The sequence below is a fragment of the Rhodanobacter sp. UC4451_H18 genome (assembly GCF_052978225.1).
Genome location: NZ_CM129663.1, coordinates 46,670 through 68,562, shown reverse-complemented (window position 1 = coordinate 68,562; position 21,893 = coordinate 46,670). Strand labels below are relative to the sequence as shown.

The window sequence follows — 21,893 nt, the reverse complement described above, 5'->3', positions numbered from 1 at the left end:
ATGCGGACCCGTCAAGGGCGCCCGCCCTGCCCGGAACCCACGCCCCGCCCCATGAAAAAAGACTTCGTCATCAAGATCCTGTTCGTCGAGAACTCCCTGGAGGAGGCCGAACAGATCATCAGCCTGATGCGCAACAGCGGCATCGCGGTGCGACCGGCGCGGGCCACCAACATCGAGCAGATCCGCTCGGCGGTGGGCGAGCTTGAGCCTGACGTGGTGATGTTCGACCCCTCGGTCACCGACGTCAGCCTGGACGAAACCATGGGCGTGATGGAGGCCTCCGGCCGCGATTTCGCGCTGGTCGGCCTGGTCAGCAACATGGACAACGAACTGGTCGCCGACCTGTTCGTGCATGGCGCCCGCGGCGTGGCCTCGCGCACCCACCCCAAGCAGCTCATCGCGGTGCTGAAGCGCGAATTCGAATCCCTGCACACGCGCCGCCAGGTGCGCTGGCTGCACACCGCGCTGCGCGAAACCGAGCGCCGCTGCGACGCCCTGCTCGACTCCTCCACGGACGCGATCGCCTACGTGCACGAGGGCATGCACGTGCGCGCCAACCAGGCCTACCTGGACACCTTCGGCTACGAGAGTTTCGACGACCTGTTGGGCATGCCGCTGCTGGACATGATCGACTCGGCCAATGCCGATGAGATGAAGGCGCTGCTGCGCGGCCAGGCCCACCAGGGCAAGTTCCCGGCCCAGTTGCCGTTGCGCGCGCGTCGCGCCGACGACAGCCGCTTTGATGCCACCGTGGAGTTCGCCCCGGCGACCTTCGAGGGCGAGCGCTGCCTGCAGATCGTGTTCCGCCGCCAGGTCGTCGACCCGGCCGTGCTGGAACAGCTGCAACGCGACCCGGTCACCGGCCTGTACAACCGCCAGCACATGCTGGCATGCATCGACGATGCGGTGACCGAGGCAGCCAAGGGCAAGAAGGGCCAGTCGCTGCTGCTGATCGAACCGGACAACTGGGCCTCGCTGGTCAGCGGCATCGGCCTGGGCAAGACCGATGAACTGCTGGCCGGCTTCGCCGGGCGCATCCGCATGCTGCTGGGCGCCACCGACATCGCCGGCATGCTCGCCGAGCACACTTTCGGCGTGGCCCTCGACTCGCGTTCCGACGAGGCGATCCGCGAGTGGATCGCCAAGCTGCAGCACAGCGTCGGCAGCGAGATCTTCGATGCCGGCACACGTTCGCTGACGGTCACCGCCAGCGTCGGCGGCAGTCTGCTCGGCGAGAAGAACGCCAACAGCGAGCTGCTCCTCAACCAGGCCAGCCACGCCTTGCGCACCGCGCAGAATCTGGGCGGCAGCCAGGTCGAACTGCACGACCCGGCGGCGCGGGAGAAGGCCGACGAGGAGCGCGAGCGCTACTGGCTGGACCTGCTGCAGCAGGCGCTGGCCAACAACGGTCTGGTGCTGTATCACCAGCAGACGATCAGCCTGCAGGACGCCGAGGGCGAGTTCTCCGAGATCCTGCTGCGCATGAACGGACCGCAGGGCGAGGTGCTGCCGGGCTTCTTCATGCCGATCGCCGAGAAGCACAACCTCACCGGGGCGGTCGACCGCTGGGTGCTCGACCAGGCCATCCGCATCCTGCAGGCGCGCGAGCCGCAGGGACAGCCGACCACGTTCTTCATCAAGCTTACCGCCGCCTCGCTGCAGGACGACAGCCTGTTGCCATGGCTGAAGGAGCGCCTGGGCAAGGCCGGGCTGAAACACGGTCGCCTGGTGCTGGAGATGACCGAAAGCAAGGTGATGACCCTGCTGCGACCCGCGCAGGAGTTCGTCAACGCGTGGAAGAAGATGGGTGGCGGCTTTGCACTGGAGCAGTTCGGCTCGGGCCTGAACTCGTTCCAGCTGCTGAACCACATCGACGCCGACTACCTCAAGATCGACCGCAGCCACATGGCCGACCTGCCGCAGCATGCCGACAGCCAGAAGAAGGTCGCCGAGATCTGCCAGCAGGCACACGAACTGAAGCGCCTGACCATCGCCGAGTGGGTCGAGGACGCCACCAGCACGTCGCTGCTGTTCGCCTGCGGCGTCGACTTCGTGCAGGGAAACTTCCTGCAGGTGCCGCAGCGGCTGGAATGAATGCTGCCTCGGGACCCGGGGTTCGGGATCCGATCGCAGGAACATCAGGCGGTATTCGCAGAATGGCCGGAATCAAACAGCAAAAACCCCCGGGGAGCGATCCGCGGGGGTCTTTTCATGCAGCCTTCGCAGCGAGGATTACTCGGCAGCGGCCGCCGCCTTGGCGTTCGCCTTGGCGGCGGCAGCGGCGGCGATGTCTTCCTTGATGCGGGCGGCCTTGCCTTCCAGGCCACGCAGGTAATACAGCTTGGCGCCGCGCACCTTGCCCTTGCGCTTCACCGAGACCGAGTCGATGGTCGGGCTGTGCGCCTGGAACACGCGCTCCACGCCGGTGCCGTGCGAGATCTTGCGCACGGTGAAGGCCGAATGCAGGCCGCGGTTGCGCTTGGCGATGACGATGCCCTCGAACGCCTGCACGCGCTCGCGGTTGCCTTCCTTCACCTTCACGTTGACCACCACGGTGTCGCCGGGGCCGAAGTCCGGCAGCTGGCGGGTGATCTGCTCGGATTCGAACTGTTCAATGATCTTGTTCATGGCGCACCTGTCGGTTCACTTTTGCGATATCAAGGCTGCGGCCGTCACTCGGCCGCATCGTCTTGCCGTGTCGACCGCCCGGAGGCATGTTCACGGCGAAATTCATCCAGCAAGGCCCGGGATGGCGCATCCAGGCCACGCTGCGACAACAAGTCCGGGCGGCGCAGCCAGGTGCGACCCAACGATTGCTTGAGGCGCCAGCGGGCAATTGCCGCATGGTCGCCGGACAGCAACACCGCCGGTACCTCACCCAGCGCATCCTGCACCGGTTTTCCGTAATGCGGACAATCCAGCAGGCCATCGGAGAATGAATCCTGCTCGGCCGACTGCGCGTCGTTCAACGCGCCATCCTGCAAGCGCCCCACCGCGTCGATGACCACCGCCGCGGCAAGCTCACCGCCGGACAGCACATAATCGCCGATGGAGAGCTCCTCGTCGACCTCGTGCGCCAGCAGGCGCTCGTCCACACCTTCGTAACGTCCGCAGAGCAGGCCGATGCGCGGCAGCTTCGCCAGCGCCTCCACCCTGCCCTGCGTCAGCCGCGCTCCCTGCGGACTGAGATAAACCAGATGCACCGGTTCCGGTGCCGCCTCGCGCATCGCCTTCAAGGTGGTGCGCAAGGGCTCGATCATCATCACCATGCCCGGACCGCCGCCATACGAGCTGCTGTCCACGCTGCGATGCTTGTCGGTGGCGTAGTCGCGCGGGTTCCAGGCTTCCACCTGCAGCAGCTCGCGTTGCTGCGCGCGTCCCACCACACCGACGGCGGCGCACTGGCGCACGAAGTCGGGAAACAGGCTGACGACATCGATGCGCATGACCCTTGATCCTCTGCCCACAAGCCGGCGACGTCAGAATTCGGGATCCCAGTCCACCACCATGCGCCCTGCGGACAAGTCCACCGAACGCACATACGACCCCTGGACAAAGGGGATCAGCCGCTCGCGCGTACCGTCCCTGACCACCACGACATCGTTGGCGCCGGTGGCGAACAGGTGGCTGACCCGCCCCAGTTCCACGTTGTCCGTGGTGACGACATCGAGTCCTTCGAGGTCGACCCAGTAATACTCGCCCTTCGCCGGAGGAGGCAGCTGTTCGCGGGCGACATGGATGTCGGTACCGATCAACGCTGCCGCCTGGTCCCGATCGTCCACCCCGGGCAACTGGGCCACCATGCCCTTGCCCTGCGGTCGACCTTTCACGCCGGAGACCTCTCTTTCCGTGCCTGGCGCTGCACCGAGCAGCCACGGCTGGTAATCGAAGATCCGCATGCGCGGCTCGGCGAAGGATTCGATCTTCAGCCAGCCCTGCACGCCATACAGCCCGACGATGCGCCCGATCAGGACGCGCCGACCGGCTGTCGTCATGCTCAGGCGGCCGGCTGCTGCTTGCCGGCTTCCTTGACCAGGGCGGCGACCTTGTCGCTCATCTGCGCACCCTTGCCGACCCACTCCTGCACGCGCGCCACGTTCAGCTCCAGACGCTTGTCCTTGCCGGAGGCGACCGGATTGTAGAAGCCGACGTTCTCGATGTTGCGGCCGTCGCGCTTGCTGCGCTGATCGGTCACCACGACGTGGTAGAACGGACGGCCCTTTGCGCCACCGCGCGAAAGACGAATCTTGACCATGGTAAAACTCCGGAAATTGCCGAATCAGCGGCAGGCGCACGAGAGTCGTGCGCGGGAAACGGGGCATTTTAGCGGATTTTCGGGAAAAGGGAAGGCTTGGGAAGGCAGGAGTGAGTGGAGAGGAGTGGGAAACGAGAGAAAGCCAGCTCGGCGCTCCACTCTCGTTTCTCACTCCTCTCCGCTCGTTTCTCGCCTTCAGCGCATCGGCGGCAGCCCGCCCATGCCACCCATGCCCTTCATCGCGCCGCGCATCTGCCGCATCAGGCCCTTGCTGCCGCCCTTGCCCAGCTTGGACATCATCTTTTCCATCTGCATGTACTGCTTGAGCACCCGGTTGACGTCGGCCGGCTGGGTGCCGGAGCCCCGCGCCACGCGGGCACGGCGCGAGCCGTTGAGCAGGTCCGGGTGGCGGCGCTCCTTGCCGGTCATCGAGTTGATGATCGCGATCATCTTCTTCATTTCGCCGTCGTTGACCTTCGACTTCACGCTGTCAGGCAGGCTGGAGACGCCGGGCAGCTTGTCCAGCAGGCCGGCCAGGCCGCCAATGTTGCCCATCTGCTCCAGCTGATCCTTCATGTCGTTGAGGTCGAAGCGCTTGCCCTTCATCACCTTCTGGGCCAGCTTCTGCGCCTTGTCCTGGTCGACCTTGCGCTCGACCTCCTCGACCAGGCTCAGCACGTCACCCATGCCGAGGATGCGCTGGGCCAGGCGGTCGGGATGGAATGGTTCCAGCGCGTCGGTTTTCTCGCCGGCACCGAGGAATTTGATCGGCTTGCCGGTAACGTAGCGCACCGACAGCGCCGCGCCACCACGGGCGTCGCCGTCGCTCTTGGTCAGGATCACGCCGGTCAGCGGCAGCGCCTCGTCGAACGCCTTGGCCGTGTTGGCCGCATCCTGGCCGGTCATCGAATCGACCACGAACAGGGTTTCGATCGGCGTGATCGCGGCGTGCAAGGCCTTGATCTCGGCCATCATCGCCTCGTCCACATGCAGGCGGCCGGCGGTGTCGACGATCAGCACGTCGACCAGCTCGCGCCGCGCGGCGGCGATGGCGTCCCTGGCGATGCGCACCGGGTCCTGGCCCACCTCGGAGGGGAAGAACTTCACCCCGACCTGCCCGGCCAGCGTGCGCAGTTGCTCGATGGCGGCCGGACGATAGACATCGCAGCTGACCACCATCACTTTCTTCTTCTTGCGCTCGGTCAGCAGCCGCGCCAGCTTGGCGACCGTGGTGGTCTTGCCCGCGCCTTGCAGGCCAGCCATCAGCACCACCGCGGGCGGCTGCTGGGCCAGGTTCAATTCGGTGTTGGCGATGCCCATCACCATGGTCAGCTCATCGCTGACCACCTTCACCAGCGCCTGACCGGGCGACAGGCTGCGCGCCACTTCCTGGCCGACCGCGCGCACCTTGATGCGCTGGATCAGCGCCTGCACGACCGGCAAGGCCACATCCGCCTCCAGCAGCGCGATGCGCACTTCGCGCAGCGCTTCGCGGATGTTCTCGTCGGTCAGCCGGCCGCGACCGCGCAGTCGGTTGACGGTGGTGGCAAGGCGTTGGCTGAGCGACTCGAACATGGCGAAACCGGCGAACAGGAAGAAGGATGATTATAGCGGACGGATCGATCGGCTCCCGCATGCAACCCGACAGGGCCCTGTGCGACACTTCACCGTCATGCCGCTGACTCTTCCTTCCATTCTCGCCATCGCCCTCTACGCCGGCGGCGCCGCCTTGCTGGCTGCTCCGCTGACGGGTTGTCCGCGCTCGCCGCGGCGGCTCGGCCTGGCGACGGCAACGGTGGCGGTCCTGCTGCACGCAGCGGTCCTGCTGGGAGCGCATGGTGGCCGGCTCGACCTGCACTTCTTCGCCGCGCTGTCGCTGGTGGCCTGCGTGGTGGCTGCGCTGACCCTGCTGGTGAACCTGTCGCGACCGGTCGCCGGGCTGGGCGTGATCGTGTTTCCGCTGGCTGCACTGTTGCTGGCGCTGGACGTGTTCCTGGCGCCGCCGACCGTGCCCAGGCCCATGGACTGGCAGATCCAGTTGCACGTGGTGATCGCGCTGCTTGCCTACAGCGTGCTGTCGATCGCGGCGGTACTCGCCCTGCTGCTGGCGGTGCAGGAGCGCGCGCTGCGCGCGCGCCGGCCAGGCATGCTGGTTCGCGCCCTGCCGCCGCTGACCCAGACCGAAGCCTTGCTGTTTCGCCTGATCGGCGCCGGATTCGCGCTGCTCACCCTGACCTTGCTGAGCGGCTTCCTGTTCATCGCCAATATCCGTGCGCAACACCTCGTGCACACCACGGTGCTCAGCGTCGTGGCATGGCTGATCTTCGGGGCCTTGTTGTGGGGTCGCTGGCGCCATGGCTGGCGCGGGCGCAGCGCCGTCAACCTCACCCTGATCGGCATGGCGGTGCTGGGGCTGGCGTTCTTCGGCTCGAAATTCGTGCTGGAAGTGATCCTGCAGCGCACGATGGGCTGAATCCGCCCGCGACCGGTTCTAGCGGCAGGCGTCGATCGCCTCTCCCAGCCGCTCCACACCGATCACTTCCATCTCGCCGACCCTGCCCTTCTTCGGCGCATTCGCCTTGGGCACGATCGCGCGGCGGAAGCCGTGATGGGCCGCTTCCTTGAGCCGCTCTTCGCCATTGGGCACCGGACGGATCTCGCCGGACAGGCCCACTTCGCCGAAGGTGACCATGTGCTCCGGCAGCGGGCGATCGCGCAGGCTGGACAGCACCGCCAGCAGCACCGGCAGATCGGCCGCGGTTTCCTGCACGCGGATACCGCCGACCACGTTGACGAACACGTCCTGGTCGTACGCTGCCACGCCGCCATGCCGGTGCAGCACGGCAAGCAGCATGGCGAGCCGGTTCTGCTCCAGGCCCAGGGTGACCCGGCGCGGGTTGCCCAGCGAGGACTGGTCGACCAGTGCCTGCACCTCGACCAGCAAGGGGCGCGTGCCCTCGCGGGTCACCATCACCGCGCTGCCTGATGTCGGAGTGCTGTGCGAGGAAAGGAAGATCGCCGACGGATTCGGCACCTCGCGCAGGCCCTTGTCGCTCATCGCGAACACGCCCAGCTCGTTGACCGCGCCGAAGCGGTTCTTGAACGCGCGCAACACGCGAAAACGGCTGCCCGATTCGCCCTCGAAATACAGCACCGCGTCGACCATGTGCTCGAGCACGCGCGGGCCGGCGATGCCGCCCTCCTTGGTCACGTGGCCGACCAGGAACACTGCCGTGCCGGTCTCCTTGGCGAAGCGGGTGAGCTTGGCGGCCGATTCGCGCACCTGCGACACCGAGCCGGGCGCGGCGGCCAGCAATTCCGTCCAGATGGTCTGGATCGAGTCGATCACCAGCACCTTCGGCCGCGTGGCCATGGCCTGTTCGAGAATCCGTTCGATGCAGGTCTCGGCCAGCGCCTGCAGCGGCTCCAGCGCCAGGCCCAGGCGCTGCGCACGCGCGGCCACCTGCGAAAGCGACTCCTCGCCGGTGACGTAGACGCTGGGCAGCTGCAGACCCAGCGTGCCAAGCACCTGCAACAGCAGGGTCGACTTGCCGATGCCCGGATCGCCGCCGATCAGCACCACCGAACCCTGCACCAGACCGCCACCCAGCACGCGGTCCAGCTCGCCGATGCCGGTCAGCGTGCGCGCGTCGGCGGTCAGCATCACTTCGGTCAGCGGCGTGATCTTCGGCGCGCCCGCAGCGGCGCCGGCATAGCTGGAACGCTGTGCACCTGCCGACGCCTTGCCCGCCGTGGCCGGCTCCAGCACGATCGCGCTGAGCGTGTTCCACACCCCGCACTCGACGCACTGTCCCTGCCACTTGCTGTGCTCGGCGCCGCATTCGGTGCAGACGTAGGCGGTCCTGGCTTTGGCCATGCGGATTTCCCGAGTGTAGCGACAGAGGACAACGAGTTTAGTGCGCGACCATCGCAGGCGGCGAGACGCGCGCGGCGCGCAACGATGTCAGCCTTCATCCTCGACGAACAGCACACGGCGGGTCATGCCGCAAGTGAGGTCGTAGGAGATCGTGCCGGCCGCGGCAGCGATCGTTTCGACCGGAAGCTGCGGCCCCCACAGCGTCACCCGGTCGCCGATCGTCGCGTCGGGTGCGCCGCGCAGGTCGAGCGTGATCAGGTCCATCGAGACCCGGCCGATCAATGCCACGCGGCGATCGCCGACGAGCACCGGCGTGCCGGCGGCGGCACTGCGCGGGTAGCCGTCACCGTAGCCGACCGCGGCCACACCGACCGGCATGTCCTCGGGACAGGTCCAGGTGCCGTTGTAGCCGATGCGCTCGCCTCGGCCGATGCGGTTGATCGCGATCAGCCGGGTGGACAGCGTCATCGCCGGGCGGAAGCCGAAATCGCCACCATGCCTGCCCTCGACGACCGACAAGCCGTACAGCAATCCGCCGGTGCGCACCCAGTCGCCGCGCGCGTCGGGCCAGCCGAGCACCGCGGCGGAATTGGACAGCGAGCGCGGGCCGGCGAACGAGTCCGTCACCGCCGCGAAACGGGCGATCTGCGCCGGCGTCTGCGGGCCGTCGAACACCTCCGAATCGGAAAAATGCGTGAGCAGGCCTATCTCGGGATCGACGCCGGCCATCGCGGCCAGCTGCGCATGCACCGCCGCGACACGCCCGGGCGCGAAGCCCAGCCGGTGCATGCCGCTGTCGACCTTCAGCCACACCCGCAGCCGCCCGCGCACCGGCGCCATCGCGGCCAGCCATGGCAACTGCGCTTCGTGATGGATGGTCGCTTCCAGCTGCAGCCGCTGCATCTCGGCGAGGTCGCCCGGCTTGTCCGGCCCGGACAACACCACGATGCGCTGCCGATGCCCCGCCGCGCGCAGGCGCAGGCCATCGCCCAACGCCGCCACCGCAAAGCACTCGGCCTCGCCATCCAGCGCACGCGCCACCCGCTCCAGCCCATGCCCGTAGGCATCGGCCTTGACCACCGCCATCACCTTCGCCGGCGCCGCCATGGCCTTGAGCCGCGCCAGATTGTGGCGCAGCGCACCGAGATGGATGGTGGCGACGGTGGTGCGGCTCATGGGGCTCTGCCCGGCAATGGGACATCGGAGACAAGGAATGGGAAAAGCATGCGACCTTGAGATACGACTTGGCGTTCCAGATTCGGCAAACCCTCAGAAGCGCTTCGAAGACTGCCGGTTCTTTCCGATTCCCGATTCCCCATTCCCCGCCTCAATCAAACCCGCCCACGAACGAGTCCGGTGCGTAGTTCACGAACTTGGTGTAGTGGCCGAGGAAGGTCAGTTTGCAGGTGTCGGTGGGGCCGTTGCGCTGCTTGCCGATGATGATTTCGGCGATGCCCTTGTCCTGCGATTCCTTGTTGTAGTACTCGTCGCGGTAGATGAACATGATCACGTCGGCGTCCTGTTCGATGGCGCCGGACTCGCGCAGGTCGGACATCATCGGGCGCTTGTCGGCGCGCTGTTCCAGCGAGCGGTTCAACTGCGACAGGGCGATCACCGGCACGTTCAGCTCCTTGGCAAGCCCCTTCAGTGAACGCGAGATTTCTGAAATTTCGGTGGCGCGATTCTCCGTGTTGCCGGGCACCTGCATCAGCTGCAGGTAGTCGATCACGATCAGGCCGAGACCGCCGTGCTCGCGATGCAGCCTTCGCGCGCGCGAACGCAACTCCACCGGCGACAGGCTGGGCGTGTCGTCGATGAAGATCTTCGCGTCCGAAAGCAGCGCGATGGCATTGGAGACGCGCGGCCAGTCCTCCTCCTCCAGCGTGCCATTGCGCAGATGCTGCTGGTGGATGCGGCCCACCGAGGAGATCAGGCGGAATGCAAGCTGCGAGGAGGACATCTCCATCGAGAACACCACCACCGCCTTCTTGCTGCCCAGCGCCGCAGTCTCGGCGATGTTCAATGCGAAGGCCGTCTTGCCCATCGAGGGGCGCGCGGCCACGATGATCAGGTCCGACGGCTGCAGGCCGGAGGTGAGCTCGTCCAGGTCGGTGAAGCCGGTGCTGACGCCGGTAAGCTGGCCGCGGTTCTGGTAGCGCTCGGTGAGCAGCTTGAAGGCATCCTTCACCGCCTCGCGCATCGAGACGGAATCCTTCTTGCCGCGGGCGCCGGATTCGGCGATGTGGAACACGCGCTGCTCGGCGCTTTCCAGCACCTCGTGCACGCTCTTGCCTTCGGGCCGGTAGCCGTCCTCGGTGATCGAGGTGCCGGCGTCGATCAGCTGGCGCAGTACCGACTTCTCGCGCACGATCTCGGCATAGGCGGCAATGTTCGCCGCGCTGGGCGTGCTGTTGGCCAGCTCGATCAGGTAGCTGGCCCCGCCGACCATCTCGGCCAGGCCATTGCTCTCGAACCAGTCGCCCAGGGTCACCGCGTCGCACGGCATGCCCTTGTTGGCCAGCTCGTTGATCGCGCGCCAGATCAGCCGGTGATCCTTGCGGTAGAAATCGTCCTCGGCCAGCCGGTCGGCGACGTTGTCCAGCGCGCCGGGGGCCAGCATCAACCCGCCCAGCACCGCCTGCTCCGCGTCGATGGAATGCGGCGGCACCCGCAACGCCTCGATCGCCGCGGAGGAGGATTTGCGCTCTGGGACGAAGGACATCGGATTACCTCGGGAACGACCCCGCCACCGGCGCCGCAGGCGCCGACCGCAGGTGAGCGGACATGTCGACACATCATGCGCGGCCGCGTCTCACGCGTCGAGACAACAACTCTGTGGATATGTTGGGGATGGCTGGGGATAAAGCCGGGAATGGGGAATCGGGAGTGGTAAATCGAAGGCAGCGGCCAGGCCGTTTCCGATGCCCTGTTCCCCATTCCCGGCCCTCGAAAAACAAACGGGCGCCTCGCGGCGCCCGGACGTTTCCGATGGACCGGAACTTACTTGTCGCTGACCACGATCACCTTGACGGTGGTGTGGACGTCGGCGTGCAGGTGCACGGCAACCTCGAACTCGCCGGTGGTGCGCAGCGGGCCTTCGCCCAGGATCACTTCGCCCTTGTGGACGGCGTGACCTTCGGCGGCCAGGGCCTCGGCGATGTCGCGCGGGCCGACCGAACCGAACAGCTTGCCCTCGGCACTGGCATGTGCCGGGATCGTCACCGCCACGTCGGCGAGCTTGGCCTTGCGCGCTTCGGCGTCGGCCAGCACGGAGTTGGCCTTGGCCTCGTACTCGGCGCGACGCTGCTCGAATGCGGCCAGGTTGGCGGCATTGGCGCGCGCGGCCTTGCCCTGCGGCAGCAGGTAGTTGCGGCCGTAACCCGGCTTCACGGTGACCTTGTCACCCAGGTTGCCGAGATTGCGGACTTTCTGCAGAAGAATGAGTTCCATGATGCTTTCCTGTTCGTTAGCGCCGGTGTGGCCCGACGCAGCCAGAGGACGGTTGTCCGAAGTCTTGCACCCTCTCCCCATCGGGGGAGAGGGCTGGGGTAAGGGGCCGGACTTGCGAAGGTGCCTGTCGAAGAGACTTCGATGAAGCTTGTCGCGAGTACCCGCCCCTCATCTGCCCTGCGGGCATCTTCTCCCCGGAGGGGAGAAGAAATGGCAGATCAGACGTCGTGGTTGTCGGTATACGGCAGCAGCGAGAGGAAGCGCGCGCGCTTGATCGCGGTGGCCAGCTGGCGCTGGTAGCGCGCCTTGGTGCCGGTGATGCGGCTGGGCACGATCTTGCCGTTCTCGGTGACGTACTGGCGCAGGGTGTTGAGATCCTTGTAGTCGATCTCCTTCACGTCTTCGGCAGTGAAGCGGCAGAACTTGCGGCGGCGGAAAAACTTGGACATGTGGGTGCTCCCTGATCAGTCGTCGCTGTCGCGATCGTTGTCGGCGTGGCCATGGTCACGGCTCTCGCCATCGTTGTCGTCGTCGCGGCGACGGCTGGACTTGGCATCGTCCTTTTCCTTCGACTTCAGGATGAAGGACGGCTCGATGTCGGCCTCGTCACGACGGATCACCAGGTGGCGCAGCACGGCGTCGTTGAAACGGAAGCCGGACTCCAGCTCGTTCAGCGCGTTCTGGCTCACTTCGATGTTGAGCAGCACGTAGTGTGCCTTGGCCAGGTTGACGATCGGGTAAGCCAGCTGGCGCCGGCCCCAGTCTTCCAGGCGGTGGATCTTGCCGCCGTCGGCCTCGATCAGCGACTTGTAGCGCTCGAGCATGGCGGAAACCTGCTCGCTCTGGTCCGGATGGACCATGAATACAACTTCGTAATGACGCAGGGTCATCGTGGGTTGACTCCTTGTGGATGCGGCCAAAGCGGCCTGGCAGCCTCCCGTCAGTGCGGTGAGGCAAGTGTCCCGCCCGTGCCCTTTCGGGTGCAGACAGAAGCGGAATTGTACGATGACGCACAACGGCCACGCAAGTCATTGAAAAGCCTGCGCGCCGGGCGGAGGCGCTCAGCTGACGGTGAAGCTCTCGCCGCAGCCGCACTCGCCGGTGGAGTTCGGGTTGTGGAACACGAAGCTGGCGTTGAGCCCGTGGCGCTGGAAGTCGATGACGGTGCCGTCGACCAGGGCCAGGCTCTTGTCGCTGACGATCAGCGGCACGCCGTCCACCTCCAGCAGCCGGTCACCCTCGTCCATCGACTCGGCCAGGTCGACCACGTAGGCAAACCCCGAACAGCCGGTGCGCTTGACCCCGAAGCGCACGCCTGCCGCCGCGGGCGTCGAGGCGAGGAAGTGGCGCATGCGTTCGTTGGCAGCGGGGGTGATGCTGATGCTCATGGCAGGCGAATTCGATCTCGTGAAATGGGCGGCAGGTGTCGCGACCCGGGCAAGCCCTACATTATCATGCGGGTTTGGCTCCGCGCGCCGCGCGGGCGCCCACCATCCAGCGCACCGACCGGTGCGCAAGCAGCAGGAGTTCCAATCCATGGCCGTGGTCAGTGTGAAGCAGGCGTTGTCGGGCAGCATCGATGCCGGCAGCCAGGTGACCGTGCGCGGCTGGGTGCGCACGCGCCGCGATTCCAAGGCCGGCCTGTCCTTCGTCAACGTCACCGACGGCTCCTGCTTCGACCCGATCCAGGCGGTAGTGCCGGCCACCCTGGCCAATTACGAGAGCGAGGTGAAGCACCTCACCGCCGGCGCGGGCGTGATCGTCACGGGCACCCTGGTGCCCTCGCAGGGCAAGGGTCAGCGTTTCGAGATCCAGGCCGGCGAGGTGATCGTCACCGGCCTGGTCGACGACCCGGAAACCTACCCTATCCAGCCCAAGCAGCACTCGATGGAGTTCCTGCGCGAGGTCGCCCACCTGCGCCCGCGCACCAATCTGTTCGGCGCGGTGACGCGCGTGCGGCACACGATGATGACGGCGATCCATCGCCACCTCACCGAGCAGGGCTTCTTCTGGATCAACACGCCGATCATCACCACGTCGGATGCGGAAGGCGCCGGCGACATGTTCCGGCTGTCCACGCTGGACCTGGCCAACCTGCCGCGCCTGCCCGACGGCAAGATCGACTTCCGCAAGGACTTTTTCGGCCGCGAGGCGTTCCTCACCGTGTCCGGCCAGCTCAACGTCGAGGCCTATTGCCTGGCGATGAGCAAGGTGTACACCTTCGGTCCCACTTTCCGCGCCGAGAATTCCAACACGGCGCGCCACCTGGCCGAGTTCTGGATGTGCGAGCCGGAGATCGCCTTCGCCGACCTGGCCGCCAATGCCGACTGCGCCGAGGGCTTCCTCAAGGCGATCTTCAAGGCCGTGCTGGACGAACGCCCCGACGACATGGCGTTCTTCGCCGAACGCGTGCAACCGGATGCGATCAGCCGGATGGAGGCATTCATCGCCAAGCCGTTCGAGCGCATCGACTACACCGACGCGATCGAGATCCTGAAGAAGTCCGGCGAGAAGTTCGAATACCCGGTGGCTTGGGGCATCGACCTGCAGACCGAGCACGAACGCTACCTCGCCGAGAAACATGTCGGCCGCCCCGTGGTCGTGATGAACTACCCCGAGGCGATCAAGGCGTTCTACATGCGCTTGAACGATGACGAGAAGACCGTGGCCGCGATGGACGTACTCGCGCCCGGCATCGGCGAGATCATCGGCGGCAGCCAGCGCGAGGAACGGCTGGATCATCTGGACCGCCGCATGATCCAGTTCGGCCTCGATCCGGCCAGCTATGGCTGGTACCGTGACCTGCGTCGCTACGGCACGGTGCCGCACGCCGGGTTCGGCCTCGGCTTCGAGCGCCTGCTGGTCTACATCTGCGGCCTGTCCAACATCCGCGACGCCATCCCCTACCCGCGTGCCGCCGGCACCGCCGAGTTCTGACGCCCATGTCGTACCGCTTCGCCGCCCTTGCCGCCGTGTTCACCGCCGCCCTCGCGCTGACCGGCTGCCATGCCGCCAAGGCGTTGCTGCCGCCCAACCTGCGGCCGCCCGCGGAGGACCCCGGCGATCCGCTGAAGATCGCCCAACTGCATCTGCAGCAGGCCACGCCCTGCTGCAGCAGCTTTGCCGATTTCTCCTACCGCAGCCTGCTGCCGTGGCAGCCGCAGAAGTTCACCCTGGGCAGCGGCAGCATGGTCGCCAACCTCAACGGCACCAAGAGCTATTTCCTCGCCTTCCGCCTGCCCACCGGCATGAAGCTGCCGTACCGGGTGGCGCTGAAATCGGAATTGAACGGACGCTGGCTGCATGCCAGCTACCTGTTCGCGCCCACCATCGTGCTGCTCGACGACGGCTTCCAGCCGATCCGCTTCGACGACATCCGCCTGTGCGAACACATGGGCTGGAGCGACGAAACCAGCGGTGCCTTCGGCAGTTTCAAGATCGACAGCGACAAGGCCCATTACCTGCTGGTCTACAGCTCGGCTGACCAGCAGTCGGGCAAGACCTACTGGGAGCAGTCGCCGGCCTCGCTCTCCAACGCGACCACCGCGGCCACCCTGAAGATGAACTCCAGCGGCAGCTTCAGCATCCCGCACGGGCCGGACGGGTCGCTGTGGATCGGCATGATGAACTCCGTCTACCAGAAAGCCATCGACAACGCGGTGTGCGGCGAAGCACCCCACGGCGACGGCCTGCTGAACGACTTGCCGCTGCCCTGGAGCGGGAAACGCGGCAGTTCGTCGTGATCGTGCTGTACCTGGCGTTGCTGGTCGCCGGGGTGGGCCTGTTTGTGCTGTCGTTCGTGGCGCAATACCGATTGGCCACGCTGTTGCGACGGCGTTATCCGCAACACTGGCAAATCATCGCGGCAGCCGACCACGCGCGGCCCTCCGCCTGGCGCCGCTGGGCGCGGATGCAGCAGGTGCTGCGCTCGCCGGCACTGCCGGCGCTGGGCGACCGCTCGATCGACCGCTGGCGCCACCTGTGGCGACTGGGTCCATGGCTAGGCTGGCTGTGCTGGCTGGGCGCGCTGGCCACGCGTCTCTCCTCCTGACCCCTCACCGAGGAAGAACTCCATGCAACTGGATCTGAGTGGACGTCATGCGCTGGTCTGCGGCGCTTCCCAGGGCATCGGCCGTGCCTGCGCGATCGAGCTGGCCCTGCTCGGCGCCAACGTCACCGTGCTTGCGCGTCGCGCCGAAGTGCTGGCCGAGGTGGTCGGCAGCCTGCCGCGCACCGACGGCGCGCAGCACCACGACCTGCTGGTCGCCGATGCGAGCGACACCGGCAGCCTGCGCGAGCGGGTCGAAGCCCTGGTCGCGGCGGCGCCGGTGCACATCCTGGTCAACAACAGCGGCGGACCGCCGCCGGGCAGCATCCTCGACGCCACGCCGCCGCAATTCCTCGATGCCTTCGGCCAGCACCTGCTGGCCAATCACACGCTGGCGCAGGTCGTGATCCCCGGCATGCGCGACGCCGGCTGGGGCCGCATCGTCAACATCATCTCCACCTCGGTGAAGGAGCCGCTCTCCGGCATCGGCGTCTCCAACACCACCCGCGGCGCGGTGGCGAGCTGGGCCAAGACCCTGGCTGGCGAACTGGCGCCGCTGGGCATCACCGTCAACAACGTGCTGCCGGGCTCCACCCACACGCCGCGGATCGAGCAGATCGTGCGGGTACGGGCGCAGAAGTCGGGGCGCAGCGAAACAGAAGTCGCGCGCGAGATGGCCGCGGAGATTCCGATGGGCCGCTTCGCCGATCCCGCGGAAACCGCCGCCGCCGTCGCCTTCCTCGCCTCCCCGGCGGCCAGCTACATCACCGGCACGAGCCTGCCGGTCGACGGTGGGCGCATGCGCTCGCTTTGAGCGACCAGACCCGCCAGCAGCCCGACTGAAGCCCGGCCCATCCAGCGCGTCGCGCGCCCTGCGTACGGTCGCGTTCGGTGCAATTGTCGCGTGCTGGACTTAAGATGACGCGGATGTCCACTCCGCGCCTAGCCAACCTGATCGACGGCCGCCTGCGGGCGCCCATTCGCGACAGCTGGCTCGACGTGCACGAACCCGCCACGGCGGGCGTGCTGACCCAATGCCCGGATTCCGATGCCGCCGATGTCGGGGCCGCCGTCGCCGCCGCCAGTCGCGCAGCAACCGCCTGGGCGGCCACGCCGATCGAGCAACGGGCGCACTTGCTGCACCGCCTGGCCGACCTGATCGAGGCGCGGCTGGAGGAGTTCGCTGCGCTGGAATCGCGCGACAGCGGCAAGCCGCTCGCCCTCGCGCGCCGCCTCGACATCCCGCGCGCGGTGAGCAACCTGCGCTACTTCGCCGCCGCGATCACCGGCTGGGGCAGCGAGTCGCATGCGATGGAAACGGGCACGCCGGGCGCCGGCGCCATCAACTACACCTTGCGCCAGCCGCTCGGCGTGGTCGGTTGCATAAGTCCGTGGAACCTGCCGCTGTACCTGTTCACCTGGAAGATCGCGCCGGCACTGGCGGCCGGCAACACGGTGGTGGCAAAGCCCTCGGAGATCACGCCGTGCACTGCAGCCCTGCTGGGCGAGCTGAGCATCGAGGCCGGCTTTCCGCCGGGCGTGCTGAACATCGTGCACGGGCTGGGGCCACAGGTCGGCGAGGCCATCGTGGCGCATCCGGCGGTCAAGGCGGTGTCGTTCACCGGCTCCACGCGCACTGGCGCGGCCATCGCTGCCGTCGCGGCACCGGCGTTCAAGAAAGTCTCGCTGGAGATGGGCGGAAAGAATCCGGCGATCGTGTTCGCCGATGCGGATCTTTCCGACGCCAACCTCGACACCATCGTGCGCTCGGGCTTCGCCAACCAGGGCGAGATCTGCCTGTGCGGCTCGCGCTTGCTGGTGCAGCGCTCCATCTACGACGCGTTCCGCGAACGCTACCTTGCGCGCGTGCAGGCGCTGCGCGTGGGCGATCCGGACGACGCACGCAGCGACCTCGGCGCCATGGTGTCGCGGGCGCACTACGACAAGGTGCTCGGCTGCATCGCACAGGCCCGCGCCGAGGGCGGACGCGTGCTGTGTGGCGGCGCGGCGGTTGCCGTGCCGGGCCGCTGCGCCGGCGGCTGGTTCATCGCGCCGACCGTGATCGAAGGGCTGCCCTCTTCGGCGCAGACCAACCAGCAGGAAATCTTCGGCCCGGTAGTCGCGCTGATCCCGTTCGAGGACGAAGCCGAGGCGCTGGCGATCGCCAACGACAGCCACTACGGACTGGCCGCGTCGCTGTGGACGCAGGATCTTTCCCGCGCGCACCGGCTGGCCGGGCAACTCGAATTCGGCATCGTGTGGATCAACTGCTGGTTGCTGCGCGACCTGCGGACGCCGTTCGGCGGCGCCAAGCAATCGGGCGTCGGCCGCGAGGGTGGTGCCGAGGCGCTGCATTTCTTCACCGAACCGAAAAACGTCTGCATCGCGTACGGTGCCAGCCCCTGATACGCCGCGCCACCCGTCCGAAACGCCTGGAACCTCGATGAACTCACTGAACGATCTGCTTGCCAACAACCGCCGCTGGGCCGATCAGGTCACCACGCAGGACCCGACCTTTTTCGAGAAGTTGTCGCAGCAGCAGGCGCCGCAGTATCTGTGGATCGGCTGCTCGGATTCGCGCGTTCCGGCCACCCAGATCGTCGACCTGCCGCCGGGCGAGATCTTCGTGCATCGCAACGTAGCCAACGTGGTGGTGCACACCGACCTCAACGCGCTCAGCACGATCCAGTTCGCGGTCGACGTGCTCAAGGTCAAGCACATCCTGGTCGTCGGCCACTACGGCTGCGGCGGCGTCGGCGCGGTGTTGAAGGAGAGCCGCCTCGGCCTGATCGACAACTGGCTGCGGCACATCACCGACATTGCCCTGAAGCACTCGGACAAGCTCGACCCGAACCAGTCGTTCGCCCTGCGCCACGCCCACCTGTGCGAGTTGAACGCGCTGGAACAGGCGCTCAACGTCTGCCACACCACGGTGGTGCGTGAAGCCTGGGAGCGTGGTCAGCAACTGGCCGTGCACGCGTGGATCTACGGCCTGGACAACGGTCACATGCACGACCTGGGGCTGGACGTGCGCGGCCGCGAACAGTTGCCCGAAGCCTATGAGCAGGCGGTGGCCCAGCTGACCCGTCGCTGGACCGGCGGCGCATGAGCGGCGCGGGTATCCGCACCGACGCCGCGCCGCAACCGGTGGGCGCCTATCCGCACGCGCGGCGGGTCGGAGATTTGCTGTTCCTGTCCGGCGTCGGCCCGCGTCAACCGGGCAGCAATGCCATTCCCGGCAACGTCCACGACGCGGATGGCCGTCTGCTCGACTACGACATCGAGGCGCAATGCCGACAGGTGTTCGCCAACGTGCGCGCCGTGCTGGAAGCCAGCGGTGCGCAGTGGACCGATCTCATCGACGTCACCGTGTTCCTGACCGACATGGCGCGCGACTTTGCGACCTACAACCGCCTCTACGCGGAATATTTCGCCGGCGTCGACGCCTGCCGCACCACGCTGGGCATCCACAGCCTGCCCACGCCGATCGCGATCGAGCTCAAGTGCATCGCCGCGCTGCCGGCACAAAAAAACCCGCCGACCTGAGTCGGCGGGGCACTCAGCCAGAACCTTTCCAGGCCGGCGCGGGATCAGCCCGCGGTCGGCGTGGCGGCGGCCTTCTTGTGGCTCTTGTGATGCTTGTGGGTCTTGTGGTGCGTCGTCGTGTGCGCAGCGGCTTTCGGCGCAGCTTCGGTCGCCGGGGCGGCCTTGGCTGCCACGGCAGCCTGCGCCGCGGGGGCGGCGGCCTGCGGGGCAGCAGCCTGGGCCAGCACGGAGCCGGAAAGCGCCACGCCCGCAACCAGCAGGGAGGCAATCAGAACATTACGCATCATGGTGACAAACCTCGGAGAAGAAATGCCGCGAGCCCGGCCGGAACCCGGCGCCTCGGGTGGCGCGACGGCAAGACAATGCGGCGCACAGGACATACGGCTGCTGAATGCAGCAGGCCATTTCGGTGCGCCGGATCGCGCCGGATCTTGACAGTCGAAAAACGCTCCGGCCGCCGGCAATTTCTTGCGTTCAGTCCAGGCAGGTGCGCAACAAGGATTCGATCAACGCCTGCACCTGCGACGCCTTCGACGCGTCATAGGCAAAGCTCGCCTCGTCCATGTAATTGAGCTGCACCAGCTCCAGTTGCACCGCCTGCACGCCGGCGTCCGGGCGACCGTAATGACGGGTGATGTAACCGCCCTTGAAACGCCCGTTGATCGCAACGCTGAAGCGCGATTGCGCCTGCAGGCCATCGGCCAGGCGCATCTGCAGGGCGGCATCGCAGCTCGCCCCGTTTGCCGTGCCGAGGTTGAAATCCGGCAGCCTGCCCTCGAACAGCATCGGCACGCGACTGCGGATCGAATGGCCTTCCCACAGCACCACGCGGCCGTGTTCGGCCCGCAACCGCGCAAGTTCCTGCGCCAATGCATCGTGGTAAGGCTGCCAGTACTCGTTTATCCGCCGTTGAACTTCGGCCGCGTCGGGCGCATCGCCGTCGCGGTACAAGGGCTCGCCATCGAAGCCGATCAACGGCACCAGGCCGGTCTCGCGCTGGCCCGGATACAGCGCATGGCCATCGGCAGGCCGATTGAGGTCGACCACGTAACGCGAGGCGGCAGGTTTCAGCACGCTGGCGCCCAGCGCCTCGGCCAGCGGCTCGTACAACCGCGCCACGTGCCAATCCGTATCGGGCGAGCGCCGCGCGGCCGGGGGCATGCGCGCGGCGATGTCGGCGGGAATGAAGCTGCCATCGTGCGGCAGGCTGATCAGCAGGGGTACGCGGCCCCGGTGCAAGGTGAACGTGTCCATGGGGGTAGTCTAAGGGCCGGGATCAGGGTTGGGGAGTCGAAAGCCAAAGCCCGCATGCGGCCGCTCCCCCGAATCCCGAGTCTTCGATCGCGGCCACTAATCCATCAACACCAGCTCTTCCGCCGAGGTCGGGTGGATCGCCACCGTGGCATCGAGATCGCGCTTGCGGATGCCGCGCTTCAGGGCTACCGCGAACCCTTGCAGCATCTCGTCGGCACTCGCGCCCAGCAGATGAATGCCGACGACGCGTTCGTCCTCGCCAACGCACACCAGTTTCATCAGGCTCTGCTCACGCTTGCCCACCAGCGCCCAGGCCATGGGCGTGAAGCGGCTGCAGTGGATGCGCACCGCGTCGCCGTGGCGCTCGCGGGCCTCTTCCTCGGTAAGGCCGACGCGACCCAGCGGTGGCTTGGAGAACACCACGCTGGGGATGTTGCGGTAATCCAGCCACGACTCGTCCTGCCCGCCGAACAGGCGGTCGGCAAGCGCGCGCCCGGCGGCCACCGCCACCGGGGTCAGCGCATGCCGGCCGGTGACGTCGCCCACCGCGTGGATGCCCGCGACGTTGGTGTCCTGCCAGGCATCGGTCGTGACGTGGCCCTTGTCGTCCCGCTTCACGCGGACAGTATCCAGGCCCAGCGATTCGGTGTTCGGCACGCGCCCCACCGCCCACAGCACCGCGTCGTAGGGACCTCGCGTGCCGGCAACGGCAGCGTCGTCCAGCACGATGCCATCGTCGGTGCGACGTGCGCCGCGCACGTCGGTGTCCAGCTGCACGGCGATGCCCTGGCCATGCATGTGTTCGCGCAGGGCGCGCACCAGTTCCGCGTCGAACCCGCCGAGCAGGCGCTCGCGCGCCAGCATCTCGACGCTGCAGCCGAGCGCCCGCAGCAAGCCGGCGAACTCCGACGCCACGTAACCGCCGCCGACGATCGCCACGCGCGCGGGCGCGGCGTCGAGCGCGAAGATGTCGTCCGACACCAGACCCAGATCGAAGCCGGGGAGATCCAGCCGACGCGGCCGTGCGCCGGTGGCGATCACCACGTGCGGCGCCTGCGTGCGGCGGCCATCGGCCAGCTCCACCGTGTCCGTCGCGACGAATCGCGCGGCCTGCCGCACAAGCTCGACACCGGCCTGCTCCAGCCGTTCGGCATAACGACGGTCGATGCCTCCGATGTAGGCCACGCGCACCTCGCGAAAGTGCCGCCAATCCAGCGGCCCGGGCTGTGCATCGAACCCCAGCGCTGTCGCCCAGCGCTGCTCCTGCGCCCATTGCGCGGCGATCCACATGGCCTTCTTCGGCACGCAACCGCGATGGACGCAGGTGCCGCCCAGTTCTCGCGGCTCGACCAGGGCCACGCGGGCACCATGCCTGGCTGCGCGAAAGGCCGTGGCCAGGCCGCCGGAACCGGCGCCCAGCACGATCAGGTCATGGCTTGCCGTCATCGCATGCTCCTCGGCGT

General features: G+C 67.1%; 24 protein-coding genes. 9 read left to right on the top strand and 15 right to left on the bottom strand.

What is annotated here, in order from left to right; genetic code table 11:
* The first annotated feature begins 51 nt into the window (after positions 1-51).
* Positions 52-2,094: an EAL domain-containing protein gene (locus ACVCMG_RS00345; RefSeq protein WP_395119186.1), complete on the top strand. Its 2,043-nt coding sequence runs from the start codon at positions 52-54 to the stop codon at positions 2,092-2,094.
* A 138-nt stretch (positions 2,095-2,232) separates the two neighbouring features.
* Here the strand turns inward: ACVCMG_RS00345 and rplS are convergent, their stop codons facing one another.
* The 5 genes from rplS to ffh form a co-directional block, all read right to left on the bottom strand.
* The gene (rplS, locus tag ACVCMG_RS00340; RefSeq protein ID WP_395119188.1) at positions 2,233-2,628 is read right to left on the bottom strand and encodes a 50S ribosomal protein L19; all 396 of its coding nucleotides are present in this window, start codon (positions 2,626-2,628) and stop codon (positions 2,233-2,235) included.
* Positions 2,629-2,672: 44 nt separating this feature from the next.
* Positions 2,673-3,446 (bottom strand): tRNA (guanosine(37)-N1)-methyltransferase TrmD, encoded by a 774-nt coding sequence (gene trmD, locus ACVCMG_RS00335; protein ID WP_447114631.1) that lies wholly within the window; start codon positions 3,444-3,446, stop codon positions 2,673-2,675.
* A 33-nt stretch (positions 3,447-3,479) separates the two neighbouring features.
* On the bottom strand, positions 3,480-3,995 hold the full coding sequence (gene rimM, locus ACVCMG_RS00330; RefSeq protein WP_447098636.1) for a ribosome maturation factor RimM: 516 nt from the start codon (positions 3,993-3,995) through the stop codon (positions 3,480-3,482).
* A 2-nt stretch (positions 3,996-3,997) separates the two neighbouring features.
* On the bottom strand, positions 3,998-4,255 hold the full coding sequence (gene rpsP / locus ACVCMG_RS00325; protein ID WP_395119195.1) for a 30S ribosomal protein S16: 258 nt from the start codon (positions 4,253-4,255) through the stop codon (positions 3,998-4,000).
* 195 nt (positions 4,256-4,450) lie between these two features.
* Positions 4,451-5,830, bottom strand: coding sequence for a signal recognition particle protein (gene ffh, locus ACVCMG_RS00320; RefSeq protein ID WP_447114630.1), 1,380 nt, complete (start codon positions 5,828-5,830; stop codon positions 4,451-4,453).
* 97 nt (positions 5,831-5,927) lie between these two features.
* Between ffh and ACVCMG_RS00315 the strand changes: the two genes are divergently transcribed.
* On the top strand, positions 5,928-6,728 hold the full coding sequence (locus ACVCMG_RS00315; protein ID WP_395119197.1) for a cytochrome C assembly family protein: 801 nt from the start codon (positions 5,928-5,930) through the stop codon (positions 6,726-6,728).
* 18 nt (positions 6,729-6,746) lie between these two features.
* Here the strand turns inward: ACVCMG_RS00315 and radA are convergent, their stop codons facing one another.
* The 7 genes from radA to ACVCMG_RS00280 all read right to left on the bottom strand — a co-directional run bounded on the left by radA (position 6,747) and on the right by ACVCMG_RS00280 (position 12,970).
* Entirely contained in the window at positions 6,747-8,132 is a 1,386-nt protein-coding gene (gene radA / locus ACVCMG_RS00310) for a DNA repair protein RadA (protein ID WP_395119199.1), read from the bottom strand.
* Between the two features lie 87 nt (positions 8,133-8,219).
* Complete coding sequence (gene alr, locus ACVCMG_RS00305) at positions 8,220-9,308, bottom strand: alanine racemase (RefSeq protein WP_447106313.1); 1,089 nt, start codon at positions 9,306-9,308, stop codon at positions 8,220-8,222.
* A gap of 151 nt (positions 9,309-9,459) precedes the next feature.
* Positions 9,460-10,854, bottom strand: coding sequence for a replicative DNA helicase (locus tag ACVCMG_RS00300; protein WP_447106314.1), 1,395 nt, complete (start codon positions 10,852-10,854; stop codon positions 9,460-9,462).
* Positions 10,855-11,132: 278 nt separating this feature from the next.
* Positions 11,133-11,582: a 50S ribosomal protein L9 gene (rplI, locus tag ACVCMG_RS00295; RefSeq protein WP_395119205.1), complete on the bottom strand. Its 450-nt coding sequence runs from the start codon at positions 11,580-11,582 to the stop codon at positions 11,133-11,135.
* 218 nt (positions 11,583-11,800) lie between these two features.
* Positions 11,801-12,031 carry a 30S ribosomal protein S18 gene (rpsR, locus tag ACVCMG_RS00290; protein WP_007081973.1) on the bottom strand — a complete coding sequence of 77 codons (231 nt, stop codon included), beginning with the start codon at positions 12,029-12,031 and terminating at the stop codon, positions 11,801-11,803.
* A 15-nt stretch (positions 12,032-12,046) separates the two neighbouring features.
* Complete coding sequence (gene rpsF / locus ACVCMG_RS00285) at positions 12,047-12,472, bottom strand: 30S ribosomal protein S6 (protein ID WP_447114629.1); 426 nt, start codon at positions 12,470-12,472, stop codon at positions 12,047-12,049.
* A gap of 171 nt (positions 12,473-12,643) precedes the next feature.
* Positions 12,644-12,970, bottom strand: coding sequence for a HesB/IscA family protein (locus ACVCMG_RS00280; RefSeq protein WP_136258380.1), 327 nt, complete (start codon positions 12,968-12,970; stop codon positions 12,644-12,646).
* A 148-nt stretch (positions 12,971-13,118) separates the two neighbouring features.
* Here ACVCMG_RS00280 and asnS point away from each other — a divergent pair, with 148 nt between their 5' ends.
* The 7 genes from asnS (at position 13,119) to ACVCMG_RS00245 (ending at position 19,176) form a co-directional block, all read left to right on the top strand.
* Positions 13,119-14,519: an asparagine--tRNA ligase gene (gene asnS / locus ACVCMG_RS00275; RefSeq protein ID WP_395119211.1), complete on the top strand. Its 1,401-nt coding sequence runs from the start codon at positions 13,119-13,121 to the stop codon at positions 14,517-14,519.
* A 5-nt stretch (positions 14,520-14,524) separates the two neighbouring features.
* Positions 14,525-15,325 carry a hypothetical protein gene (locus tag ACVCMG_RS00270; protein ID WP_447106316.1) on the top strand — a complete coding sequence of 267 codons (801 nt, stop codon included), beginning with the start codon at positions 14,525-14,527 and terminating at the stop codon, positions 15,323-15,325.
* The gene (locus ACVCMG_RS00265; protein WP_395119215.1) at positions 15,322-15,633 is read left to right on the top strand and encodes a hypothetical protein; all 312 of its coding nucleotides are present in this window, start codon (positions 15,322-15,324) and stop codon (positions 15,631-15,633) included. Before ACVCMG_RS00270 ends, ACVCMG_RS00265 begins: the two co-directional genes overlap by 4 nt.
* Positions 15,634-15,655: 22 nt before the next feature.
* Positions 15,656-16,444: an SDR family oxidoreductase gene (locus ACVCMG_RS00260; RefSeq protein WP_447106317.1), complete on the top strand. Its 789-nt coding sequence runs from the start codon at positions 15,656-15,658 to the stop codon at positions 16,442-16,444.
* A 113-nt stretch (positions 16,445-16,557) separates the two neighbouring features.
* Entirely contained in the window at positions 16,558-18,036 is a 1,479-nt protein-coding gene (locus tag ACVCMG_RS00255; RefSeq protein ID WP_447114628.1) for an aldehyde dehydrogenase, read from the top strand.
* Positions 18,037-18,073: 37 nt separating this feature from the next.
* Positions 18,074-18,739: a carbonate dehydratase gene (can, locus tag ACVCMG_RS00250; RefSeq protein WP_395119221.1), complete on the top strand. Its 666-nt coding sequence runs from the start codon at positions 18,074-18,076 to the stop codon at positions 18,737-18,739.
* Positions 18,736-19,176 carry a RidA family protein gene (locus ACVCMG_RS00245; RefSeq protein ID WP_395119223.1) on the top strand — a complete coding sequence of 147 codons (441 nt, stop codon included), beginning with the start codon at positions 18,736-18,738 and terminating at the stop codon, positions 19,174-19,176. Before can ends, ACVCMG_RS00245 begins: the two co-directional genes overlap by 4 nt.
* Before the next feature lie 44 nt (positions 19,177-19,220).
* On the opposite strand, the gene ACVCMG_RS00240 is transcribed toward ACVCMG_RS00245, so the two are convergent.
* The 3 genes from ACVCMG_RS00240 to gorA all read right to left on the bottom strand — a co-directional run bounded on the left by ACVCMG_RS00240 (position 19,221) and on the right by gorA (position 21,876).
* Positions 19,221-19,463 carry a hypothetical protein gene (locus ACVCMG_RS00240; RefSeq protein WP_447106319.1) on the bottom strand — a complete coding sequence of 81 codons (243 nt, stop codon included), beginning with the start codon at positions 19,461-19,463 and terminating at the stop codon, positions 19,221-19,223.
* A gap of 187 nt (positions 19,464-19,650) precedes the next feature.
* Positions 19,651-20,430: an N-formylglutamate deformylase gene (gene hutG, locus ACVCMG_RS00235; RefSeq protein ID WP_447106320.1), complete on the bottom strand. Its 780-nt coding sequence runs from the start codon at positions 20,428-20,430 to the stop codon at positions 19,651-19,653.
* 96 nt (positions 20,431-20,526) lie between these two features.
* Positions 20,527-21,876, bottom strand: coding sequence for a glutathione-disulfide reductase (gene gorA / locus ACVCMG_RS00230; RefSeq protein ID WP_447106321.1), 1,350 nt, complete (start codon positions 21,874-21,876; stop codon positions 20,527-20,529).
* Positions 21,877-21,893: the final 17 nt, after the last annotated feature.